Annotated in this window: 18 protein-coding genes; 4 read left to right on the forward strand and 14 right to left on the reverse strand. The window is 36.7% G+C overall.

Annotated elements, in window-relative coordinates; translation table 11 throughout:
- Positions 1 to 13: 13 nt before the first annotated feature.
- Both ACG9ZL_RS03190 and ACG9ZL_RS03195 read right to left on the reverse strand, forming a co-directional pair.
- Positions 14 to 2,935 carry an HD domain-containing protein gene (locus ACG9ZL_RS03190; protein WP_419359040.1) on the reverse strand — a complete coding sequence of 974 codons (2,922 nt, stop codon included), beginning with the start codon at positions 2,933 to 2,935 and terminating at the stop codon, positions 14 to 16.
- A gap of 162 nt (positions 2,936 to 3,097) precedes the next feature.
- Positions 3,098 to 3,607 carry a hypothetical protein gene (locus tag ACG9ZL_RS03195; RefSeq protein WP_419359042.1) on the reverse strand — a complete coding sequence of 170 codons (510 nt, stop codon included), beginning with the start codon at positions 3,605 to 3,607 and terminating at the stop codon, positions 3,098 to 3,100.
- 241 nt (positions 3,608 to 3,848) lie between these two features.
- Between ACG9ZL_RS03195 and ACG9ZL_RS03200 the strand changes: the two genes are divergently transcribed.
- Entirely contained in the window at positions 3,849 to 4,214 is a 366-nt protein-coding gene (locus tag ACG9ZL_RS03200) for a MerR family transcriptional regulator (RefSeq protein ID WP_419359044.1), read from the forward strand.
- A gap of 12 nt (positions 4,215 to 4,226) precedes the next feature.
- On the opposite strand, the gene ACG9ZL_RS03205 is transcribed toward ACG9ZL_RS03200, so the two are convergent.
- Both ACG9ZL_RS03205 and ACG9ZL_RS03210 read right to left on the reverse strand, forming a co-directional pair.
- Positions 4,227 to 5,042, reverse strand: coding sequence for a DKNYY domain-containing protein (locus ACG9ZL_RS03205; RefSeq protein ID WP_419359045.1), 816 nt, complete (start codon positions 5,040 to 5,042; stop codon positions 4,227 to 4,229).
- 50 nt (positions 5,043 to 5,092) lie between these two features.
- Complete coding sequence (locus ACG9ZL_RS03210; protein ID WP_419326989.1) at positions 5,093 to 5,842, reverse strand: hypothetical protein; 750 nt, start codon at positions 5,840 to 5,842, stop codon at positions 5,093 to 5,095.
- A gap of 190 nt (positions 5,843 to 6,032) precedes the next feature.
- Between ACG9ZL_RS03210 and ACG9ZL_RS03215 the strand changes: the two genes are divergently transcribed.
- Positions 6,033 to 6,734: a DsbA family oxidoreductase gene (locus ACG9ZL_RS03215; RefSeq protein ID WP_004818526.1), complete on the forward strand. Its 702-nt coding sequence runs from the start codon at positions 6,033 to 6,035 to the stop codon at positions 6,732 to 6,734.
- A 1,150-nt stretch (positions 6,735 to 7,884) separates the two neighbouring features.
- Complete coding sequence (locus tag ACG9ZL_RS03220) at positions 7,885 to 9,030, forward strand: hypothetical protein (RefSeq protein WP_336952361.1); 1,146 nt, start codon at positions 7,885 to 7,887, stop codon at positions 9,028 to 9,030.
- 81 nt (positions 9,031 to 9,111) lie between these two features.
- Here the strand turns inward: ACG9ZL_RS03220 and ACG9ZL_RS03225 are convergent, their stop codons facing one another.
- The 7 genes from ACG9ZL_RS03225 to ACG9ZL_RS03255 form a co-directional block, all read right to left on the reverse strand.
- Complete coding sequence (locus tag ACG9ZL_RS03225; RefSeq protein ID WP_336952362.1) at positions 9,112 to 9,522, reverse strand: hypothetical protein; 411 nt, start codon at positions 9,520 to 9,522, stop codon at positions 9,112 to 9,114.
- A 61-nt stretch (positions 9,523 to 9,583) separates the two neighbouring features.
- A complete protein-coding gene (gene htpG, locus ACG9ZL_RS03230) occupies positions 9,584 to 11,515 on the reverse strand; it encodes a molecular chaperone HtpG (protein ID WP_419359047.1) in 1,932 nt (643 codons plus the stop codon).
- 92 nt (positions 11,516 to 11,607) lie between these two features.
- Positions 11,608 to 11,949, reverse strand: coding sequence for a lysozyme inhibitor LprI family protein (locus ACG9ZL_RS03235; protein ID WP_336952364.1), 342 nt, complete (start codon positions 11,947 to 11,949; stop codon positions 11,608 to 11,610).
- A 167-nt stretch (positions 11,950 to 12,116) separates the two neighbouring features.
- Entirely contained in the window at positions 12,117 to 12,728 is a 612-nt protein-coding gene (locus ACG9ZL_RS03240; RefSeq protein ID WP_034617314.1) for an OmpW/AlkL family protein, read from the reverse strand.
- 551 nt (positions 12,729 to 13,279) lie between these two features.
- Positions 13,280 to 13,636 carry a hypothetical protein gene (locus tag ACG9ZL_RS03245; protein ID WP_419359049.1) on the reverse strand — a complete coding sequence of 119 codons (357 nt, stop codon included), beginning with the start codon at positions 13,634 to 13,636 and terminating at the stop codon, positions 13,280 to 13,282.
- A gap of 412 nt (positions 13,637 to 14,048) precedes the next feature.
- The gene (locus ACG9ZL_RS03250) at positions 14,049 to 15,467 is read right to left on the reverse strand and encodes a Na+/H+ antiporter family protein (RefSeq protein WP_004818515.1); all 1,419 of its coding nucleotides are present in this window, start codon (positions 15,465 to 15,467) and stop codon (positions 14,049 to 14,051) included.
- A 144-nt stretch (positions 15,468 to 15,611) separates the two neighbouring features.
- Positions 15,612 to 16,487, reverse strand: coding sequence for an alpha/beta fold hydrolase (locus ACG9ZL_RS03255; RefSeq protein WP_419359062.1), 876 nt, complete (start codon positions 16,485 to 16,487; stop codon positions 15,612 to 15,614).
- A gap of 119 nt (positions 16,488 to 16,606) precedes the next feature.
- Here ACG9ZL_RS03255 and ACG9ZL_RS03260 point away from each other — a divergent pair, with 119 nt between their 5' ends.
- A complete protein-coding gene (locus ACG9ZL_RS03260) occupies positions 16,607 to 17,095 on the forward strand; it encodes a PaaI family thioesterase (RefSeq protein WP_336952368.1) in 489 nt (162 codons plus the stop codon).
- A 150-nt stretch (positions 17,096 to 17,245) separates the two neighbouring features.
- Here ACG9ZL_RS03260 and ACG9ZL_RS03265 read toward each other — a convergent pair whose 3' ends face one another.
- The 3 genes from ACG9ZL_RS03265 to rpoC form a co-directional block, all read right to left on the reverse strand.
- Positions 17,246 to 17,602: a YMGG-like glycine zipper-containing protein gene (locus ACG9ZL_RS03265; RefSeq protein WP_336952370.1), complete on the reverse strand. Its 357-nt coding sequence runs from the start codon at positions 17,600 to 17,602 to the stop codon at positions 17,246 to 17,248.
- A 230-nt stretch (positions 17,603 to 17,832) separates the two neighbouring features.
- On the reverse strand, positions 17,833 to 18,405 hold the full coding sequence (locus ACG9ZL_RS03270) for a hypothetical protein (protein ID WP_419359051.1): 573 nt from the start codon (positions 18,403 to 18,405) through the stop codon (positions 17,833 to 17,835).
- Positions 18,406 to 18,488: 83 nt separating this feature from the next.
- Positions 18,489 to 22,682 (reverse strand): DNA-directed RNA polymerase subunit beta', encoded by a 4,194-nt coding sequence (gene rpoC / locus ACG9ZL_RS03275; RefSeq protein ID WP_336952374.1) that lies wholly within the window; start codon positions 22,680 to 22,682, stop codon positions 18,489 to 18,491.
- Positions 22,683 to 22,759: the final 77 nt, after the last annotated feature.

Genomic DNA, 22,759 nt, shown 5'->3' on the forward strand with positions numbered 1-22,759 from the left:
ATAAAATCCCCGCTTAATGCGGGGATTCTTTATATTTATCAATCTCTACAATTAATCTCTGATACAAGTCCTTATATTCTTTTACACTAACTAAATCATTTTTTCTATTCGCGACATAGGCGCTTAATTTATCCAAGTCCAAAAGTTCAATATTATTATTAATATTTTGGTAAGGTGATAAAATACCTAACTCACCCAAATACTCTTGATGCTTAAAGAGAAGTTTTTCGAATTTTTTTAGTAAACCTATCTTATCATTACTATTATTCAAATACTCTGTAAATATAGCATTAGATTCCACTTCATAAGTATTTTGCCTTCTCAGACTCACCCATAGACTTTGGAATACATTATCCTCTTCATGATTATGATGTAAATCTTTCTTTTCCCAAACCAAATCGTTATACTTATTATCAGGTTCAATAGATTTACTATAAAATGTTAAACCAAGAGGCTCAGGATAGCGATATGCATTTTCTGACAATCTTAAGGTATAAATATTATATCTTTGTATATCACAAAAATTATCTAGAGAATATAACATCAACTCATCAAAATATTGCCTCCCTTCTAAAATAATATAATCATCAAACAATTTTATTAGATTATCTCTTTTATTCTCATAATCTTCCGGATTAGAATTTATTTTAATTATATAAAATCCATCTTGACTTAAAATATCTTGTACTTTATTCCCATTTATTATTTGACTCTCCCACTCCTTAGACAATTCAAAATCAACATTATAGTCAACACAATAAGTTAATTTCAAAAGATCAGTTTCAAATGTTTTAATTTTTGAAATATGCTTATCAAATAATTCTTTTAAATAATCTGCATGTCTATATTCGAAATCCACATTCCAAAAATCTCTACTTATATTTAAAATCTCTTTAGCATTACTACCATATATATCAACCAGATAGTCAAAATAACTATAACTATGAAGACTATAGCCTCTATAATCATTTATTTCTACTTTTTGACCTTTAAATAAAAACTCATATCTACCCTCATTATTACTAGTTTTAGCTTTTATATAAAATGCTACATTTTTTTCCTTATCCCAAATCACATCTGGTATTACTTCCTTTATAAATCCAAAAGTATAAATTGGTGCATTTTTTAAAATTCGCTCATATATTTTTCCTTTTTGATAATCACCCCATTTTTTTTCAAAAACATCTATATCTATCAAATTAAAATCTTTATTATTCTCTACTTTATCTAGATCAAAATTACTTCTGATATAAAAATTTGTCGTTGTGCCAACTTTTCTAGTATCACTGATATTTTTTGTTATAAAACAATAACCTTGCTTTCCACCTAAGGGTGAAAACATTTCAATATCTAAACTCTCATGTGAAAAATAGCTATACGTATTAAATCTAATACTTTGCATTTCATCAGATAAATCTTTTGTAAGCAGAAATGCGCTATGTAAACCTATGCCAAACTCACCCGAAGGTCGCATCCACTGAGGCATTTCATTAATAATTTTCTTTTTATGAATATTTTTGCTCGATCCTGCCATAGTCTGCATATAGCCAAGATCAATCATACTCATTCCAATACCTTGATCTATAATCTGAAACTCCCAAATACTATCCAATGTTCCTTCAATATTTTTAACCTTATTAATTTCTAATCGAAGCGGATATTTTTGGAGAATTTTTAGAAAGTCTTCATGGTAAGGATGTAATTCTTTAAGAATTTCTTGATCTTCTTCAAGCCATATTCTTAACATTGTTGCATCAATAGAGTTTTGAATAAGTTCACGATAAATACTGTACTCATCACTATACAAGTTTGCTCCTTGTAATAGCTCCATAGCATTTTTTTCATCCAACTTAAATTTCATTGGCTTATTATTTAGAAGTAATTTTTCTTTCTTAACCCCATTTTCGTATTTTATCTCCATTTTTACATCTAATTGTTCAATAGTAGGTAATGAGCCAAATTTCAGACTTGGTACAATTAAATTCCATTGTGACATTTGATTTTGAAATTCTTCACGTATCCATCCAAACCAGTTTTGAGTTTCAACATAAGACATTTCATCAGGACATTCTGCGACAAGTTTTACAGTTCGTTTATCAAGCTGAAATTCACGTAAAGATAGATGCTTATCATAATGATGCTTACTCACTGAAGGCATATTACTAACGTGCTTTGCCATCACAGGGCAAAAACGATTATCATCTAAATCAAATAAATCACCTAAACGAAGTAAACATCCTATAAAACGTGGGTGACAATCTTCCGTACCTAAACCAGTTTGTTTATAAGGAATTGTTTCCATCAAAGTATCAAAATTCATTCCATGAGAAACACAAATTTGTCCTAAATAACGATAAATTCGATTTGGTAATAGTTCAGTTCTAGGTGAAGTTATTCCCAAATCCTTAAAAGGATCCTCAACAATTTTACCAACTCGTTTATCATGACCTCTTCTAAACCACTCCGCGACTAATTGACGATATTGTTCAATTCCATCAAAAGGATGATCAACAGTGCCAATTGCTGATAACCAATTTTGTTCAACATAAGCTTGACAGAATTTTTGAAGATCATGTCCCTTTTCATTCGCTATCGTTTGGATCATGAAATTAAAATCTGGATTGGAATGTACTTCTTTAGCATTTTTTGCATCGACTAACATTCCAACATCATGCCAATATGCTGCTTCAAGAATTAACCATGTATCTGTAGCACTTAATAATTCAATATCGTTACCTAGAATTCGTTCAATATTGACTAAAATTTGCTGTGAATGTGAAGCATTATGATTGCTAAAATGTGGATAAAAACCACCAATATTTTCTAAAGCTTTACCTACAAGCTTTTGATCAAATTCCCACTGCGACAGTAAAATTTTTACATTGTCATCTTCTTCACATTTCTTTTTTAAATGGGCAATTAAATTAGTGCTCATAGCTATTCATCAATTATTATAAAGTTATTGATATACTAACAAATATTCTAATTAAATCACTATTTAGGCGATTATTCTTTTCACTCAAATTTAGATTCATAATTAACAAAAAGCCAATCAATAGATTGGCTTAATGAAATAATGAAAATTTTAAATAACGAATCACTTAGGCAGAGCACTTCGCCATTTATCACCTAACATCAAATCTAAACGGTCAGCATCGATATTCAACTTAAAAGTTCCATTACGAACTGCTTCTAAAGCTTTCTCGCGATTCATACCCATCGAAAGTGGTTCCATCATGGTAAACAAACCTGATGTCGGGTCAGAAGACTGCAAACCAGCAGCCACAGCTAAAACATACTCTCTAAGTAATGGTGAAGAAATTTGATTTATATTCGGTTCAGAGGCTTTGGGCTGTATATCAAGCGTAGTAAAATTATCGCCAATCACATAATTTTGGATCTCATTATCTTTTTTAATGATCTGATGCTGTAACGCCTTACGTACATCTTTATCTTCTTGATAAGGAACAACACCTACAGCTTCTTGACGCAGTTCAGAATCCGCCATCACTTTAATCGTAGGCAATGAGGCAACTTCTTCTGCCTGTACAGTGGGTAACCAAACAGAAAGAGCAGTTACAAGTATCGAAACTTTGATAAAGTTCATACATTTCACCTAAAAAATAAATCATCGTATATATTCAATAAAATGATTCAATACATTTAATATTGTCTATTAAACAGGCTATAACAAATTATAGCGAGATTCACTAAAGCTCAGATAAACGGTAAATACTGTTAAAATTCTGAAATAAAGATTAAATAGGTTTTGCTCATTCAACAGCTTAAATAGAGCCACCAATAATTTTTTTTCCAACTGGTCCGTTTTAGTTTATAAGAGGTCTATTATGAATCTTGCTAAAGTTGCTGAGATAACTCAAGTAAGCCCGCGTATGTTACGTTATTACGAAGAGCTAGGATTAATTCGCCCGCAACGAACAGCGAATCACTATCGAGCTTATAATCAAGCAAACATCGAGGATATTCAAAAAATTAAAGTTCTCAATGATGCCGGCATGCATTTAAAAGACATTAAATTATTATTGCCATGTTTCGATTTGGGTGAGGAAAAATTTACCTTATGCCCTGTTGCCAAAGAAACATTAAAAATAGAGTTAGAACATATTTCAGAAAAATTAGTCAAACTCAAAAAATCTCAAAGCCTATTAACATCTTTTTTAATGCAAGGAAAAGCTGAAGAAACCAAGCGTTAATCGAGATCAATCTTATTGAAGCGCCTGGACCCGCTCTTTTTCTTCACTATTCATATCTTTCCAAGCTTTTCGATTATTCCAAAACCAATAGCCATTTTTATCCTGTGCAACGCATCCCATATCAGATTTGGTTTTAAAACTTGCATAATCTGCACCCTCAAGTTCGCCAAAACGTTCTTCATAAATATGCTGCTTGTCTTTTGCGTAGCAATCTCCGAGTAGTTCAAAACTACTGGCATCTGCACCCTCTAAAATCGAAAACATGCCCCCATCCAGCATGCTAAAGTAGTGATAAACATGCCGTTTATCTTTATACAAATTAGAAGGGTTTAACTGCTTAAAGCTCGCTAAATCTATAGTGTCATTCAAAGAAGGCCCATCTTCACCACCAAAACCCAAATGTCGATAAAAACGCTCACCCATGATCGACAGGCTTTTGCTGGGCAGAACATGTTCAGATAGAAACACGCTACAACGATTTGCATAAGGAAACTTTAACGCCAATTCTCGTTGAGGATTGATATATAAATTGTCCCGCACAAGGCTCCATTGCTGTTTTTCCTGCTCAGCATTTAACCCCGCTTGCTTTTCCTCCACGACACATTGGTCATACTCAATTTGTTCAGCACATAAAATAGGGGCTAAGCCTAAAAAATGCTTCCATCCATAAACCTTTTTATAAGTATCGGCATCCAGCATTGTGTCTTGATCAATTTGATAAACACCAAAATGATAGCGATATAAAGCAACGCTTTTACAATCTTGCTGAACGAGAAATGGCGTCTGGTAGACATAGCCAATCCCACCCAGCAATAGCAGTATAAACATTGTAAAAAGCAAACATATTTTTATATTTTTCATTCATCTACTTCTAAAATTTACAAGGCTTCTTCTAATACTTCCGCATTTTGCTCTTTTTTCTGATTGATTTGGCTATTCAATTTCAGCACATCCTGAAACAACTGGTTAAACTGTTTCACTTGAGCATCGTCTTTAAACAAAATTTGATTACCCTGCTTCTGCCACTCATATTTTTTTAACAAATCAAACATGGTTTCAGCTTTACCTAAAATTTGTAGCTCATTTAGGATTAGGGTATTTTCAGGGTCAAGTTCAACATTCTGTTCGAGCTTATCCTGTAAGGGTTTCTTGAGGTCCTTGCGCAAATCTATTTTTTTTAATTCGTTTAAAGCCTCGGTTTTATTTTGTCTATTTTTTTGCTGATATTGCTGCATTGCTTGTCGTACAGTCACCAGCATCTGTGTTGTTTCTACATAGTTCTGTTTACGGTCTGCATCCAAACGATTTACATCTAAAAAATGATCCCATTTGGCCGCTGCGAGCTGATTTAAATAAGTGTTCCGTGTATCAACATTCTTGGCCCAATATTTCAATAAAAACTCAGACAAGGTTTTGTAATCACCTTTGAGCCGATTATCATGAATATCAATATTTACGGGTTTAGAACGGTCTTGGGCTTGTTCAGAAAGTTGCCGCATTTTTTCAGTCATCACCAAATCAAATGCTTGGCGATTGGCGTCTTCATTCTTTATTGAAGTATGGTCATAGTAGAAAAATCCAATAACAGCCAGAAAGATGATACCGAAAACAATCAAAAGTCGACGCATACCAAACCCCGAACATCCTTATAGATTACTTAGAATATCCTAAGCGACTCTTTTTTGTATATTAATTATGCAAAATAACAATAAATAACCTTTGTTGAATCACCTTAAAATAAGACTGCTTAAAAGTTTCACTTTAAATTTATGCAAACAAACCCCATCATAATCCAGAATTAGATTGTAGAGATTTCCCATGCGCGTAGATATTTGGTCAGATGTGGTTTGCCCTTTTTGCTATATCGGTAAAAAACGTTTAGAAGCTGCTGCTGAACAAGCAGGTATTGAGCTTGAAGTCCATTGGCACAGTTTTGAACTTGATCCTGAAGCACCTACGCGTCAAGAAGTTTCAAACTCTGAACGTCTTGCGCAAAAATATGGGCGTAGTATCCCTGAAGTCGAAGATATGCAACGCAATATTGCAGCAATGGCAAAAGAAGAAGGCATCCAATTTAACTGGGAAAATGCCAACTCAGGAAATACCTTTAACGCCCATCGGATCATTCACCTTGCACAAAGTAAGGGTTTAGGTTCAGAAGCAGAAGAAGCTTTTTTCTATAGCTATATGACTCAAGGTTTACCGATTGGTGAACGGGAAACAATTGAAGATGTCGCATCTCGTATTGGCTTAAATCCAATAGAAGTTGATGATGTTCTAGACTCTGAAGAATATGCTGACTTTGTAAAATTCGATGAACAAGTTGCTCATGAACAATTAAAAGTAACAGGCGTACCATTCTTTGTCTTTGATCAACGTGTGGCTTTAGCGGGTGCTCAACCACGTGAAGTCTTTGTACAAGTGTTAGAAAAAGCCCTTGAAACTGCGAATGATGCTGAAATCGAGCAACAGGATGGCCCTGTTTGTGCTGATGAGTCTTGTGAAGTTCCCAACAAATAAAATCAGCTACTGGAGAAATTCCTTGAAGGAGTTTCTTCAGTATTCAATAAGCATAATAATATTTAAGAAAATGATTAAAAAACCAACCGAAACAGATCATAAAAAATATACTGAATGATTTCTATGTCTTATTTTTAATGAGTCATTTTTTAAATTTTACGTGCCATTTTTGCAATACAGCGTTGCAGAAAAGCAACTATTCATCACCTTTTTCTTAGACTAAGATCAATAAATATTTTTCGTTCCCACGAAATTCATGCGCTGTAGTTTCTTTTTTAATTTTCTTATTTTTTAAGACACAACACCTCCTCTTTTGGAGGTGTTTTTGTTTATGCCGCAATAAAATAGGCTTTGAGGATAAAATTAAAGTTATCCACAACAGCGTATAATTTTTCTTCATTCTCGCTTTTCAAAAGTGCATTGCTACTATAGTCAACCTGTCAAAAACTCATACACAAGAATATAATTTCTCTTGATTAATATTTTCAACTAAATCAATTGCCTTAGGAAATAATTTGTTTGATTATAAAAAGCTTGCAATGCCGTACCATACATTCAAAGCTTAAATACCTTTGCGTAGGCGATGCCTCACTTTTCAGAGATGAAAAGATGACAAAAATCTTTCGTTTAACAGGGCTCTTGCGCTGCAAACAAAGCAGTGCTTTATTTTTGCTCATATACCCCCGCCCAACGGCGACATCCATGTCGCCACACTGTAGGGCAACTATTTATGATTCAAAAGCACAAAAAATGAATTGATAACCCATAGTTTTTAAAAAGTTCATAAAAGATACATGCTTCATGTCTAATCAATGACTTGAAGCAAATCACTTGCATGAATAATTATGCAGTTTGACTATATTTAAAATCGCTTATCTATTCTTGGATAAGTGTAGATTTTGTCTCCAAAGAATTTTTAGCGTAAAAGCTTTACCATAATTGAGCTTTGGATAAAAAAGCGCTTATTTATTAAAAAATAGCTTAAGTCACGCTTTGATTCGCGATAATGTGGATAGAATACGCTTCATTTTAAATAAATTTATGTTTTTTGTACTTAAAATAGCGATTCCATTGAAATTTAGTGTTTTTTTAAGGCATAGTTATATCGAAAATGAAGTACTGAATGACTCAAAGTTTAAGAAGTGGGCATATGAATAAAATATCAATCTTCTCAAAACTACCTTATGTCTTAATATTAGGCGGTTTTTTTGGGAACACTGCGTTTGCAGAAGTAAATAGCAGTCTTGAAGCGAATGCTAAAACGGGGAAAGTCGATCAGCAACCTTCTTTAGCCAGCGCCAAAGAAAATGAGATGGGCTTGCTCAACTATATTCCAAAAATTGTTGACTCAACACCGACCATTTTCCCAGAACAATCTAATCAAGTTATTGTTCCCCCAACGGATGCAACAGAAGATCAAACTTGGGCCGACAAAAAGCAGAAAAAGATTAGCAATTGGGCAGACCGTACAGCCAATAAAATGGACAACTGGTTTGGAAAAACTGATCCTGCACATCCAGCGTCAGCAACGTTGCGGATCATTGTTGATAATCAATGGAATAAGCATGATGGTTATGATGTCAATCCTCGGATACGAGGAAAAGTTAAATTACCCACACTTGAAAACCGTTTAAGTGTGGTCTTTGGTGATGATTCATTAGATGATGAAATTACAAATAATATAGCGATCAACAATAATCATGCTGATGGCGATCCAGATAAACGAGTGGATGGTAAACAAATTCGTGATGATAACAGCTCGATTGCTTTACGTTGGTCACAGCTTTCTAAACGCTTACCTTTTGACTTAGATGCAGACCTTGGTATTCGTTCAGGTGATGATATCTATGCACGTTTAAAGGCTCAAAAGGATTGGAAACTGGGGAATGATTTTACTTTTCATGCGGAACAGATTTACCGCTATGGGATCGACAGTGAAAACTATTTGAGAACCAACTTAGAGCTGACCCATGCTCGCCCCAATCAGCCCTTTATTTCCAACCAATTCTATGTGACGTATGCAGATGAACAAGACGATGATTTAACTTGGGATAACCGTACTTATCGACAACATCAGTTCTTTAAAAATAATCGCTTTAACTATGGTATCTATACTGGCGGTTATTATAATAATAATGACCTTAAGCTCAACAGTTGGGGGCCTTTTGTTTCTTGGCGACAACCTGTTTGGCGTGAATGGTTTTACGTACAAGGCGACTTAAATTATTTTAATGATCGTCGTGAAGATCGTAGCCATTTCCCAAGCGCTTTGGTACGTTTAGAAGCGTTATTTTAAGCATAAGCTGAATCTTTAAGCTGAACTGTGGATAAGTTTCGACTTATCCACTGATGTTGGTAAAATGCCTGCCACACCCTTTTAATTCAATGGGGCAATTGAAAACAATTCAAAAGTAAAACTATAAGCGGGACCAAAGTCGCTAGAATTGGGCATATACATTGTTTCATAAGTCATTCGCCCAATCGCCCTAACTTCTTTATCGACTAAAGCATCGTCTATTTTAAGGCTTGGATGTACCGCTATCGGTAACGCCATTCCCCCTTTCCCATCGCTAGCAGCAAGTTCATAGTTCTGGCCATTTTTTTTCAATATACCCATCACAGCAGCCTGTGTATTTTGTCTTAAGAACATGGCGTTATGTACTGAAATATCTGTGGTATTTGCATTACGCTTTTCAACTGGTGGAAGTTCATATGCCATCACAACTGTTGTAGCTAAACTGAGCAATACAAAACAACCTATACATTGAATTCTTTTAAAATTATTCATTGAATGTGTTTATATAAAAAAGCCTATCTTAAAGATAGGCTCTGTTAAAACAAATTACGACTTATTTAAGCAATAAATTGTTAATACGTTTTACATATTCAGCAGGATCATCAGGTAAACCACCCTCAGCAATTACTGCCTGATCAAAGATCACATTGGCTAAATCATCAAACTGGGCTGAACTTTCAAGTTTTTTTACTAAAGGATGTTCAGGGTTAATTTCCAGAATTGGTTTAGATTCAGGTACAGCCTGACCCGCTTGTTTTAACATACGAATTAACTGCGGCGAAAGCTCACCATCGCTGGTCACTAGACATGCTGGTGAGTCCACTAAACGCGTTGTCACACGCACTTCTTTGGTCTTGGCTTTTAATGAATCAGAGAGTTTTTCAACCACAGGTTTAAACTGTTCTGCGGCAGCTTCGAGTGCTTTTTTCTCTTCCGCATCTTGTAAATCACCAAGATCGACTGCACCCTTTGCAACATTTTGCATAGGAGTGCCATCAAAGTCATGCACAAACTCCATCGCCCATTCATCAACACGATCTGCCATAAGCAAAACTTCAATGTCTTTTTTACGGAATAATTCAAGTTGCGGAGAGTTTTTCGCAGCCGCTAAGCTATCGGCAGTCACATAATAGATAGCTTTTTGCCCTTCTTTCATACGTGCTTTATAAGCTTCCAATGATGTTGATACCTCATCATTGCTCGAAGTAGAGAAGCGTAAAAGTTTTAGAATACGTTCACGATTACCAAAGTCTTCACCTAAACCTTCCTTGATCACTGAACCAAATTCAGCATAGAAAGTTTTAAATTTGTCTTGATCAGCTTGATCTTCTGATTTTACTAAAGCATCCAATGTTGTCAATACACGACGTGCATTACCTTCACGGATGGTTTTCACATCACGGCTTTCTTGTAGAATCTCACGGCTTACATTAAGCGGCAGATCAGCACTATCCACCACACCTTGTACAAAACGTAGATAATTTGGAATCAGATTATCTGCATCATCCATAATAAATACACGTTTTACATAAAGTTTGATGCCTGCTTTAGCTTCACGCGTGAAAATATTACTTGGTGCTTTACTTGGAATATAAAGCAATTGGGTATATTCAGTACTGCCTTCAACTCGGTTATGTGCCCAAGCCAATGGTGCATCAAAGTCATGAGTTAAATTCTTATAGAATTCTACATACTGCTCTTCAGTAATTTCGCCTTTGCTACGTGTCCACAAGGCACTTGCTGAGTTAATCGCTTCCCATTCATCTGTTTTAACATAATGACCTGGTTTTTTCTCTTCACCTTCAGCTGCTTCTTCTTCCTGCCAAACTTCCTTCTGCATTTCGATAGGTAAGCTGATATGGTCTGAGTATTTATTGATAATTTGTTTAACTTTATAAGATTCTAAATAATCCAGTGCGTCATCACGTAAATGTAAAATAATCGAAGTTCCACGTGAAGCCTTCTCAATTTGTTCGACTTCAAAGTCACCCGTACCACCACTGATCCAACGTACACCTTCTGATGCATCTAAACCTGCACGGCGAGATTCAACGGTAATTTTATCAGCAACGATAAAACCAGAATAAAAACCTACACCAAACTGGCCAATCAGTTGTGCATCAGCTTTTTGGTCACCAGATAACTTTGACATAAAGTCTTTGGTGCCTGATTTAGCAATCGTTCCTAAGTTATCAATTGCTTCTTGTTGGCTTAAACCAATACCGTTGTCTGAGATGGTGATTGTTTTCGCATCTTTATCTAGGCTTACACGAACATGTAAGTCTGGATCATTCTCATAATATTCAGGATGGTTAATTCCTTCAAAACGTAACTTATCACATGCATCTGAAGCATTTGAAATCAGCTCGCGTAGGAAAATTTCAGGGTTAGAATAAAGTGAATGCGTCACTAAATGTAAAAGCTGAGCCACTTCTGCTTGAAAGCTATGCTTTTTTGAACTGTGTTGTACGTTCTGTTCACTCATAAAATCACTCCGTAAATTCATAACGCTTTTTTATTGAATGCATTAGAAATGGAGTGGTTTAAGCATATTTCAATAGGCAAATTTAATTTTTTTTAAAATGGACCTTGTTGGTAAACTCGATTCATATAAATCTCTAGTTTTTGCTGGCGCATCTGATACGCATCGGTTAAACAACGTAGATTGTCCTGACATTGATTGCGCAGTTGTAACCATTTCACTTGCTGATCCTGTATCACACCCCGTGTTCCCATCGGAACAAGTTTACGGATAATGGTATAGGTGGTCGCCATTTTGACATCTGCATCGTTTAAACTGCGATGCTCACAAATGGCATGTTCGCTTTTGGTCTGAGCATGCTCACAATTAAAACTTGCTGCATTGGCTATTGTGCTGCTACTTAACCCTACCAATATTATAAAAATTAAATTTTTCATATCATGTCAAAGTCTTATTGATGTTCTGATAGATTAAATGGATTTAATCAGCGCTTATATAGCTAAAAATAACTATTTTTTATTGCTTCTTGTTTCAATATATAAGGCTCTGTAAAAATAAAAAAACTCGGTAAATTTACCGAGTTTTTTATGAGTCTAAAGCGAACTTAGAATCTATAGCTATAACCCAAAGTATAGATAACTGGATCAATATCTAAATCAAATTTTGCAGCAGTAGTATTACCCGCTTTAACAGTCACTTCTGGGCTTAATTGAGCATAACGGGCATCAAAGAAAACACCCCAGTTTTTTGCATCAGCAGGTTGGAAGTTAAAACCGATTTGACCAGCAAAACCAAAATCATCTTTAACTTTAACCTTAGTGCCCGCCAATGCCCCAGATGATTCCTCATCCCATGCAAGGAATGCTGTACCACCAACACCAATATATGGTGTAAAACGTGTAGAGTTTTTGAAGTTATATTTAAACGTTACAGTTGGTGGTAAGTGTTTAAGGTTAACTGCTTTTTCACCATCTAATTTCACATCGTGGCTAATTGGTGTAGCTAATAAAACTTCCGCAGAGAAAGGTGTTTCACCAAAGATATATTCTACAGAAGGCGTAAAAGCATATTCATGGTCTGCTTTCACAGTACCAACACCAGCAACTTTGGTGTCTTGTGTTGGTGCAATCACCGAACCACCAACCTTGACTTGCCAATCTGCAAATGAAGCAGAAGAAATTGCCATTAATGCAATAAGAGCAGTTTGCTTTAACATTATAAATACCCCAGCGTTGTTATTAATAAACATTAAACATAGGTATTAATAATATTGCAACATTTATTTAAATTAAGAATTAATATATATTTTCAAGTAACTGTTATACAATAAAATTTATTTTAATCATATCAAAACAGTTGGTTTTAAAACCCAACCAAATTAATCAGGATTATTGAGTGAAATTTAATATAAAATGGATTCTTTATTATAAATTAATAATATCTATAAAATAAATTTAAACCTCATTTTCAGGGCTGTATCTTCAGAGAAAAATCTTGCCTCCATGTCCTAGATGATAGATTCAGCCAATCAGATTGGCATCTCTGAATTTTTTATCGAGAAAGATAAAAGTGTATTGAAAACAGAGAGTTCATCGAAAAATTGTTTTTTGTTATTTTTATACATTAGGAAATTAAATCAACCTATACTGTCAATAAAACATCAATATAAAGTTATGTTACATAGTCTAAATCATATTGTTTAAAGATAAACAGTTCATTTTAAGATAAAAGAATTAAAGTATTTTAATCAATAAAAAATATAGTAATTTATATATTCAAACGAATTTCATTATAACCTTTTGGAATCATAGTACCTTGCTTAATATCATTTACTAAATTATTCCATTTATTATCAACACAATTCTCCAAAGGTTCTGGATAATTTCCTGTTCGATTAAAATTTTCCCATCCATCTATTGAAACCCCTAAAAACTGTTCAATTGACTGTATCGCTTTATCTAATGATTCATATTTAAGATTAATATCTATCCCTGTATCCTCATCACTTTCATCATAATAAAAGTAGGATATTAATATTTGTTCTTTGTCCAAAAAACCAATTACTCTCATATAATTCCCATACTCTTCTAATAAAACTCTATCTACTACAACAGGTTTGGTCATACCAACTTCAATATAACTCACTAATTCACATATATTCATATTTACTTTTTCCAATAATTACAATGATATCTTATTACCATCAGGTATCTCTATGCAGTGATCCTGAAGTATTTTTATGAATTGGGGCAGTATGATCACAAAGGTTTATAACTCACCTTTATATGTATCTCTTTGATCAGCCAAATCCCCACTCACCTTATTATTTAGGCTTAGATAATTGATAATCTTGATCTGCTGATCTTAATTCAGGCATATTATTTAAGATTTTTCCTGCTGTTTAAATATCAAAAACTAGAATACTCCCATTTTTACAAAGAATATCAACCCATCTATTTAAATGATTTTAGTCGAACAGATATAAAAAAGGCTGTTTAGATCTCATCATAAACAGCCTTAACTTAAAAAATAAACGCTACAGCACCATCGCAGCAATCCAACCAAACACCAATAATGGAATATTAAAATGGATAAATGTTGGAACAACCGTATCCCAAATATGATCATGTTGCCCATCTACGCCCAAACCAGCAGTAGGCCCCAAGGTCGAATCTGAAGCTGGTGAACCCGCATCTCCTAATGCTGCCGCAGTACCAATCAGAGCAACGGTTGCAAGTGGAGAGAAGCCGAATTGTACACATAAAGGAACATAAATGACTGCAAGTACAGGCACACTTGAAAATGATGAACCAATTCCAATCGTTACAAATAAACCAATAAATAACATCAAGAAAGCAGCTAGCGCTTTATTGTCACCAATCAAATGAACAACACCGTTGACCAACTGATTAATATCCCCAGTATGGGTCATCACGGATGCAAACCCCGCAGCAGAGATCATGATAAAACCGACCAATGCCATCATACGCATCCCTTGTACAAAAACATCATCCGCTTCTTGCCATTTAAAAATCCCTGCGGCAGATAAGACAGAAAAGCCCACTAATCCGCCAAGGATCATTGAGCCTGAATACAATTGAGAGATCAGGGTTAAAATGATTGCCAGCAATGCCATAAGAATAGTTTTCTTGGCAATCACAGGGGCTTCTTGCTTGGCTTCTTGCTCTAAGGCTATGCCATCAGCTTTTAATACCTCAACATTTACCGCACGAAGTGGTTTATCTAAATCAATCGTGGTAATTGGTGCAACATTACGATCAACATAAATACGCGGTTTACGATAACTGACAAAAACGGCAAATAAAGTACCAATCACCATACCCAATACAGGAATAGCCATCCCCATAGGCATCATGCTTCTTTCAACATGCAGATGATAAGCAGCGCCAATTTTGTTGATATTCCCCATCAGAATTTGTTCAAGAAAAATTGCACCAAAGCCTACAGGCAAGAAGATATATGTGCCGACTAAACCTAAGGTCAGTACACATGCTGCGGCACGACGGTCGAGTTTCAAGTGATTCATCACTTTTAAGAGCGGTGGAACAAGCACAGGAATAAACGCAATATGCACAGGAATTAAATTTTGTGAACAAATCGCGGCAATCAGTAAAATACCCAATAATAAGAATTTTACTTTGGTTGCTTGTTTCTGCGTGGCTTCCATACCGAGTAAGCCGATCAGTTTATAGGCCAATAAATCAGGCAAGCCTGACTTTGAAAGTGCCAAAGCGAAAGCGCCTAATACCGCATAGGCCAAGGCAACTTCTGCACCATCACCCAAGCCCGCATTAAATGCTGTAACAGTATCTGACAAGCTTAAACCTGCAACCAACCCACCTATAATTGCTGAAATAACCAATGTTAAAACAACAGAAACTCGTGCCAGTGACAAGATAAACATCACGGCAATCGCAATAACGACAGCATTCATGGAGAAATTTACGAAAATTTGAAAGCCGATATTTTATCAGATTCACTTCAATGAAGCTGTAATTTAGTCGAACTGGTCATAAAATGAATAGGCCATGTGAAAACATGGCCTATTTTTATAAGAGCTCACATCACTTTAAGCGAATCAACTCTCACTATTTTTGAGTGCAAATGTTTCAATATATTGTGCAATCTCTTGTGGTTGACTAAGTACTGCCCAATGGTTTGCATCAACTTCTACACGTTCAAAATCTGTTGCCCATTTAGGCACTTCATCAATCAATTCTGGACTTACAAATTTATCTCTTAACAGTACAACCGCCTGTACAGGACATACTGCATAACGCTCACGTGGACGAGTTAAACGTGGAAGAAAGTTAGCACGGTATAGTCCGATACCATGTTCACCATCTTTTGCAATATTTTGGTTTAAGGGTAAGCCTTTCTTTTTCTCAAGTTGCGTTAAAATTGCACCCCAGCGTTGTGGGCTAAAAAAATGCCAAACGGTCGGGGCAAGAAATGGTAACTGGAATGCAACGATATACCAAGATTTAAATAACTGCTTAAAAAATTTAGGCTTTTCATGTAAAAACTGTTCACGCATCCAAAAAGCCGCATGATCTAAACAAGGTCCAGACATAGTGGTATAAGACAAAATACGATTTTTAAATTTAGGTTCAGTCACAGATTCCCACGACTGAATCGAGCCCCAATCATGCGCTGCAAGATGAAAATTACGATTGGGCAGTAGCTCATTTACCACGCACTCAAAATCCAAAGATAAGCGTGCTAAAGCATAATCACGAATTCGTTTTGGTACAGAAGACTGCCCTGCCCCACGTACATCATAAGTAATGATGTAAAATTTTGAGATCAATTGTTCAATAATCGGTTCCCAAACTTCTTGATTATCGGGATAGCCATGCACCAAAACCAACGCAGGGTTTTCAGCATTACCCCATGTTTTTGCATAAAGTTTTTGTTTGTCTTGGGTGGATATCCAATAAGTTTGCACTTGCATTGAGTCACCTTTTATTGTTTTACCATTGGCTGTGATTTCGTTGTAAAGGGCATTTAGATCAATGCCACATTCCATTCTGTTCTTTATTATGGTTTAAAAATCGATAACTAGAATTGACCATGAATGCGCTAATCAAAAAACTACAGACAATCCCATTTGTTTCCAAATTTATGTTGAATCATTTTTCTCCATATAAAGGTGCAGGGATTGAAATCGAAAAAATTGATCTAAAAAACTATCACGTTCGGGTCAAAATGCCACTGACGCATAGCAATCAAAATATTGTTGGCGTGCACTTTGGCGGTAGTTTGTATTCAATGGTTGATCCATTTTATATGCTTCTTTTAATGCATCATTTAGGCCCGAAATATATGGTTTGGGACAAAACCGCAAACATCAATTTCCTTTCCCCTGGTCGCAGTACGGTTTATGCAGATATCCGTTTAGATGCGATTGAAATCGAACATGTGAAGAACTTGGCCGAAAACTATAGTCCAGTCTATCGTAACTATACAGTGAATATTTTTGACGACTCGGGCTTAAGAATTGCTGAAGTACAAAAAACGGTGTATATCCGTCGTAAAAACCCTCACCCATTAAAACGCTGAAGTCTGTTTGAATGAGCCATTTTAAAGCCAAATAGTCAATAAATTGTGTAATAGTGAAGAGATGCTGAACTCTTCTAAAATTAGATATTGATAAAAAAATAAGCGCATGACGTTATAAACGTTGCGCTTATTTTGATTTGGTTTTAACGACTATTTATTTTGCTCAATTGCAGCACCAGCACCACCACCGATCGCACCACCAATGGCAGCACCGGCATCACCGCCGAGTACACCTTTACCAATGACTGAGCCAATACCTGCACCTATACCACTATATGTTGCATTACGGTTTGAACCATTGTTGGCTTTGCTTCCTACAGCAGCACCACCACCTGCACCAACAGCAGCACCCACACCATTACCAGCATGATTACCTATACCACCACCAACAGCACCACCAAGTGCCGCGGAAGTAATACGCTTATCATTTGCTGACATGTTTTCACAACCTGTAAGCATCACAATAGGTAAACTCACACACATCATAGTCATTACTATTTTTTTCATGTTATTCATCCTTTCTATCTGAACTTACAAATGCAATTAATTACAACTGATTTTATGAAAACACTAATTTATGGATTAAATTAAATTTTCATGTTGCTATTTGTAGTCTATAATTATCAAAGATGCACAGTCGAATTTAAATAACATTCATGTTAATAAGAAATTATCATTGAATGACGATTTCCTCATAAAGCATTAACTTAATCACAAGATTTTTAAAACTAAAAGCATCATTCTATTCGTTTAAATTTTTCTTTGAGAAAATGATAACTTGCATAAACAAGCATTAAGATTGCCAGCTGGCTGAATACCAAGAAAAGCATAAAAAAGAGTTCAGCAAAGACAACACCAAGTTGATAGTGATACAAGGATTGGAATAAATAACCATTTCGACCTAAACCTATGGTCATATCTTGTTTCGCGAAATGCCATTGCATCATCGAAAAACTAAACCAGATAAATCCAATAACACATACAACCATAATTACCCCATCCAACAACTTAAATTGCACTGTCTGAGTGGTTGTTTGAGGTGCAGTTTCACGCTCTTCTTGCCAAATCATGCAAAATAAAAAAACGGCCCAGATGCTGCTCAATAGCGAAAAATATGCAGTAATCGATACTGTATAAAAACCCAAGGGGCCAAACATTCCCGTTTGAACCTTTAATTTTTCTGTGATGAATTGAAATACATTATGCTGCCAATTCATTTCTGGCTGAGCTGGTAAAAACATCAACAAACAGGCGGGAACCAACATGACTGCCAGTAAAACCATCAATGTATGTCTAATTTTTATTGCCATTTTAAATGCTTATGACTTGAGTCTACTCAGTATATAAAAAAAGACGCCCTAAGGCGTCTTCTTCATTTCAAAAGCTGTTTAACTTAGAAAGTATCTTCATTTAAAGCTTGAGAGAATGCTTGATCAACTTCAGAGAAGTCATTTACAAGCTCATGCTCTGCAGCTTCTGCTTCTTGACGACGACGTTCTAAATGGTATGCAAGACCAGTACCAGCTGGAATCAAGCGACCTACAACAACGTTTTCTTTCAAACCACGTAACTCATCTTCTTTCCCTGTTACAGCAGCTTCAGTTAACACACGTGTTGTTTCCTGGAACGATGCAGCAGAGATGAACGAATCAGTAGAAAGCGATGCTTTCGTAATACCCATCAATTGACGTTCATACTTCGCAGGGAACTTGTTCTGAGCCAATACTGCTTGGTTTTCGCCCACAACGCGGATGTAATCCACTTGTTCACCTTTGATAAAGCTTGTATCACCACCGTCGGTAATGTCTACTTTACGCAACATTTGACGAACGATTACTTCGATATGCTTATCGTTGATTTTTACACCTTGTAAGCGGTAAACGTCTTGAACTTCGTTCACGATGTAGTTGGTTAATGCAACTTCACCTTTCAAACGTAAGATGTCATGTGGATTTTGTGGACCATCAGAAATGGTTTCACCACGGTTAACATGCTCACCTTCAAACACGTTAATGGTACGCCATTTTGGAATCAACTCTTCATAAATTTCAGAGCCATCATCTGGTGTAATCACTAAACGGTTCTTACCTTTGGTTTCTTTACCAAAGCTTACAACACCTGAAATTTCAGCAAGAATTGCATGTTCTTTCGGCTTACGTGCTTCGAACAAATCAGCTACACGTGGTAGACCACCGGTAATATCACGAGTACGTGAAGTTTCTTGTGGTACACGACCAATAACGTCACCAACACCAATCGTTTCACCATCACGAACAGTAACGATCGTGTTCTGTGGCAAGAAGTAGAACTGTTCGCCGCCATCTGTTGTATCCAACACGATTGCAGGACGCAAATCTTTACCAGAAGCAGGACGTGCTGTTACAGGTAAGATTTCAACAGTCGTCATACCCGTTGCATCATCAGTTTTAGATGTTGCAGTTACGCCATCCGAAATTTGGCTGAAGCGTGCTTTACCAGCAACCTCTGTCACCAATGGATGTGTATGCGGATCCCAAGTCGCAACAATACCGCCGCCTTCTACAGGTTGACCATCTTTAATCAAGATAGACGCACCGTATGGAAGTTTATAACGTTCACGTTCGCGACCTAAGTCATCTGCAATACCGATCTCACCTGAACGTGAAACAGATACCAAATGGCCTTTAGCATGTTGAACAGTTTTAACGTTATGAAAACGAACCGTACCTTTATTACGTACTTGTACGCTATTTGCGGCAGATGTTCGGCTTGCAGCACCACCCACGTGGAATGTACGCATGGTTAACTGTGTACCAGGTTCACCAATTGATTGTGCAGCCATAACACCAACAGATTCACCTGGATTTACCAAGTGACCGCGAGCCAAGTCACGTCCATAACATTTCGCACATACACCGAAAGTGGAAGCACAGTTTACAACTGAACGTACTTTAACTTCATCAACACCAGCATCTTCAATATATGCAGCGATTTTTTCATCAATCAATGTGTTACGTGGAAGAACAACTTCATCTGAACCCGCTTTTTTCACGTCTTCAGCAGTTACACGTCCTAATACACGTACACTTAATGGCTCAATAACGTCGCCACCTTGAATGAACGGAGTCATTACAAGACCTTCAAGCGTACCGCAATCTGGCTCTGTAATAACCAAGTCTTGTGCTACGTCTACAAGACGACGAGTCAAGTAACCAGAGTTCGCAGTTTTAAGTGCTGTATCGGCCAAACCTTTACGTGCACCATGTGTTGAAATGAAGTATTGAAGTACTGTCAAGCCTTCACGGAAGTTCGCTTTAATCGGCGTTTCAATAATCGAACCATCTGGTTTCGCCATCAAACCACGCATACCCGCAAGCTGACGAATCTGAGCTGCCGAACCACGGGCACCTGAGTCAGACATCATGTAGATACTGTTGAATGATTTTTGCTTCTCGTCTTCGCCCTGTTTATTTTTAACAGTTGTGAAGGACAAGTTATCCATCATCGCTTTCGCAACTTGGTCGTTGGTACGCGCCCAAATATCGACAACTTTGTTGTAACGCTCACCTGCCGTTACGAAACCTTGCTCAAATTGTTGTTCAATTTCACGAACTTCAACTTCTGCTTTTTCGATAATTGCTTGTTTTTGTGGTGGAATCAACATGTCTTCCATACCCACAGAAACACCTGAACGTGTTGCTTGACGGAAGCCCAAGTACATCAATTGGTCAGCAAAGATAACAGTATCTTTCAAACCTAATTTACGGTAGCAAGAGTTAATCAATTTAGAGATGTTCTTTTTCGTCATCTCAACGTTGATTTGTTGGAAATCCATACCTTCAGGCACAACTTCCCAAAGTAAGCAACGACCAGGCGTCGTATCTACAACAATTGTTTGATGCTCACGGTTACCGTTTTCATCAATCACTGTTTGGTGTACACGTGCTTTTACACGCGCATGTAAGTCAACTTGACCAGTTGCAAGTGCACGGTTTACTTCATGAGTATCCGCAAACACCATGCCTTCACCTTTGGCATTGATTGCATCACGTGTGATGTAATACAAGCCCAAGACAACGTCCTGAGAAGGTACAATGATCGGCTCACCATTTGCAGGTGACAAGATATTGTTAGTCGACATCATTAACGCACGAGCTTCTAATTGAGCTTCAAGTGTTAATGGAACGTGAACCGCCATTTGGTCACCATCGAAGTCGGCGTTAAACGCAGCACAAACGAGTGGATGTAAACGGATCGCTTTACCTTCAATTAAGATAGGTTCAAATGCTTGAAGACCTAAACGGTGAAGTGTTGGCGCACGGTTCAACATGACTGGATGTTGACGAATTACAGATGCAAGAACGTCCCAAACTTCAGGGGTTTCACGCTCAACCATTTTCTTCGCAGCTTTAATGGTTGTTGCTTGGCCAGAAGCTTGTAGCTTAGCAAAGATAAAAGGCTTGAATAATTCAAGAGCCATTTTCTTTGGAAGACCACATTGGTGTAAACGTAAAGTTGGACCTACAGTAATTACCGAACGACCAGAATAATCGACACGCTTACCAAGTAAGTTTTGACGGAAACGACCTTGCTTACCTTTGATCATATCTGCCAAAGATTTAAGCGGACGTTTGTTCGAACCAGTAATTGCACGACCACGACGACCATTGTCCAATAACGCATCCACAGACTCTTGTAACATACGTTTTTCGTTACGTACGATAATGTCTGGTGCAGCAAGGTCAAGAAGACGTTTTAAACGGTTGTTACGGTTGATCACACGACGATAAAGATCGTTCAAGTCAGAAGTCGCAAAACGACCACCTTCAAGCGGTACCAACGGACGAAGATCAGGTGGAAGTACAGGAAGTACATTCATCACCATCCATTCAGGCTTGTTGTTCGACTCTTTGAACGCTTCCATCAACTTCAAACGTTTAGAGGCTTTTTTAAGCTTCGTTTCTGAAGTCGTGTTCGGAATTTCTTCACGTAAACGAGAAATTTCAGCTTCAAGATCGATGTCTTTCAACAAATCTTGAACTGCTTCTGCACCCATTTTCGCGCTGAATTCATCACCATGTTCTTCTAACGCTGTGAAGTATTCTTCATCGTTAAGAAGTTGGTACTTTTCCATTGGCGTCATGCCAGGATCAGTGACCACATAAGATTCGAAGTACAATACACGTTCGATATCACGTAAAGTCATATCAAGTAATAAACCGATACGGCTTGGTAATGATTTCAAGAACCAAATATGCGCAACTGGAGAAGCAAGCTCGATGTGACCCATACGCTCACGACGAACTTTTGCAGTTGTTACTTCAACGCCACATTTTTCACAAATGACGCCTTTATATTTCATACGCTTGTATTTACCACACAAGCATTCGTAATCTTTTACTGGACCAAAGATTTTGGCACAGAATAAACCATCACGTTCTGGTTTAAACGTACGATAGTTAATGGTTTCTGGCTTTTTAACTTCACCGTGAGACCATGACTTAATCATTTCTGGTGACGCAAGACCAATACGGATACGGTCAAACTCTACTGGAGCGTGACCATCTGAATCCGTCTTTTTGCGCATGATATCGAGCAAGTCTTTCAATTTTTTTCTCCGTGTGTCGAAGCGCTTTTCAGGCTACGACTGGGTCACAAATATTGTTTTTTCACTGAGATTTGGCA

This window comes from Acinetobacter legionensis, from assembly GCF_048551735.1.
GTDB lineage: Bacteria > Pseudomonadota > Gammaproteobacteria > Pseudomonadales > Moraxellaceae > Acinetobacter.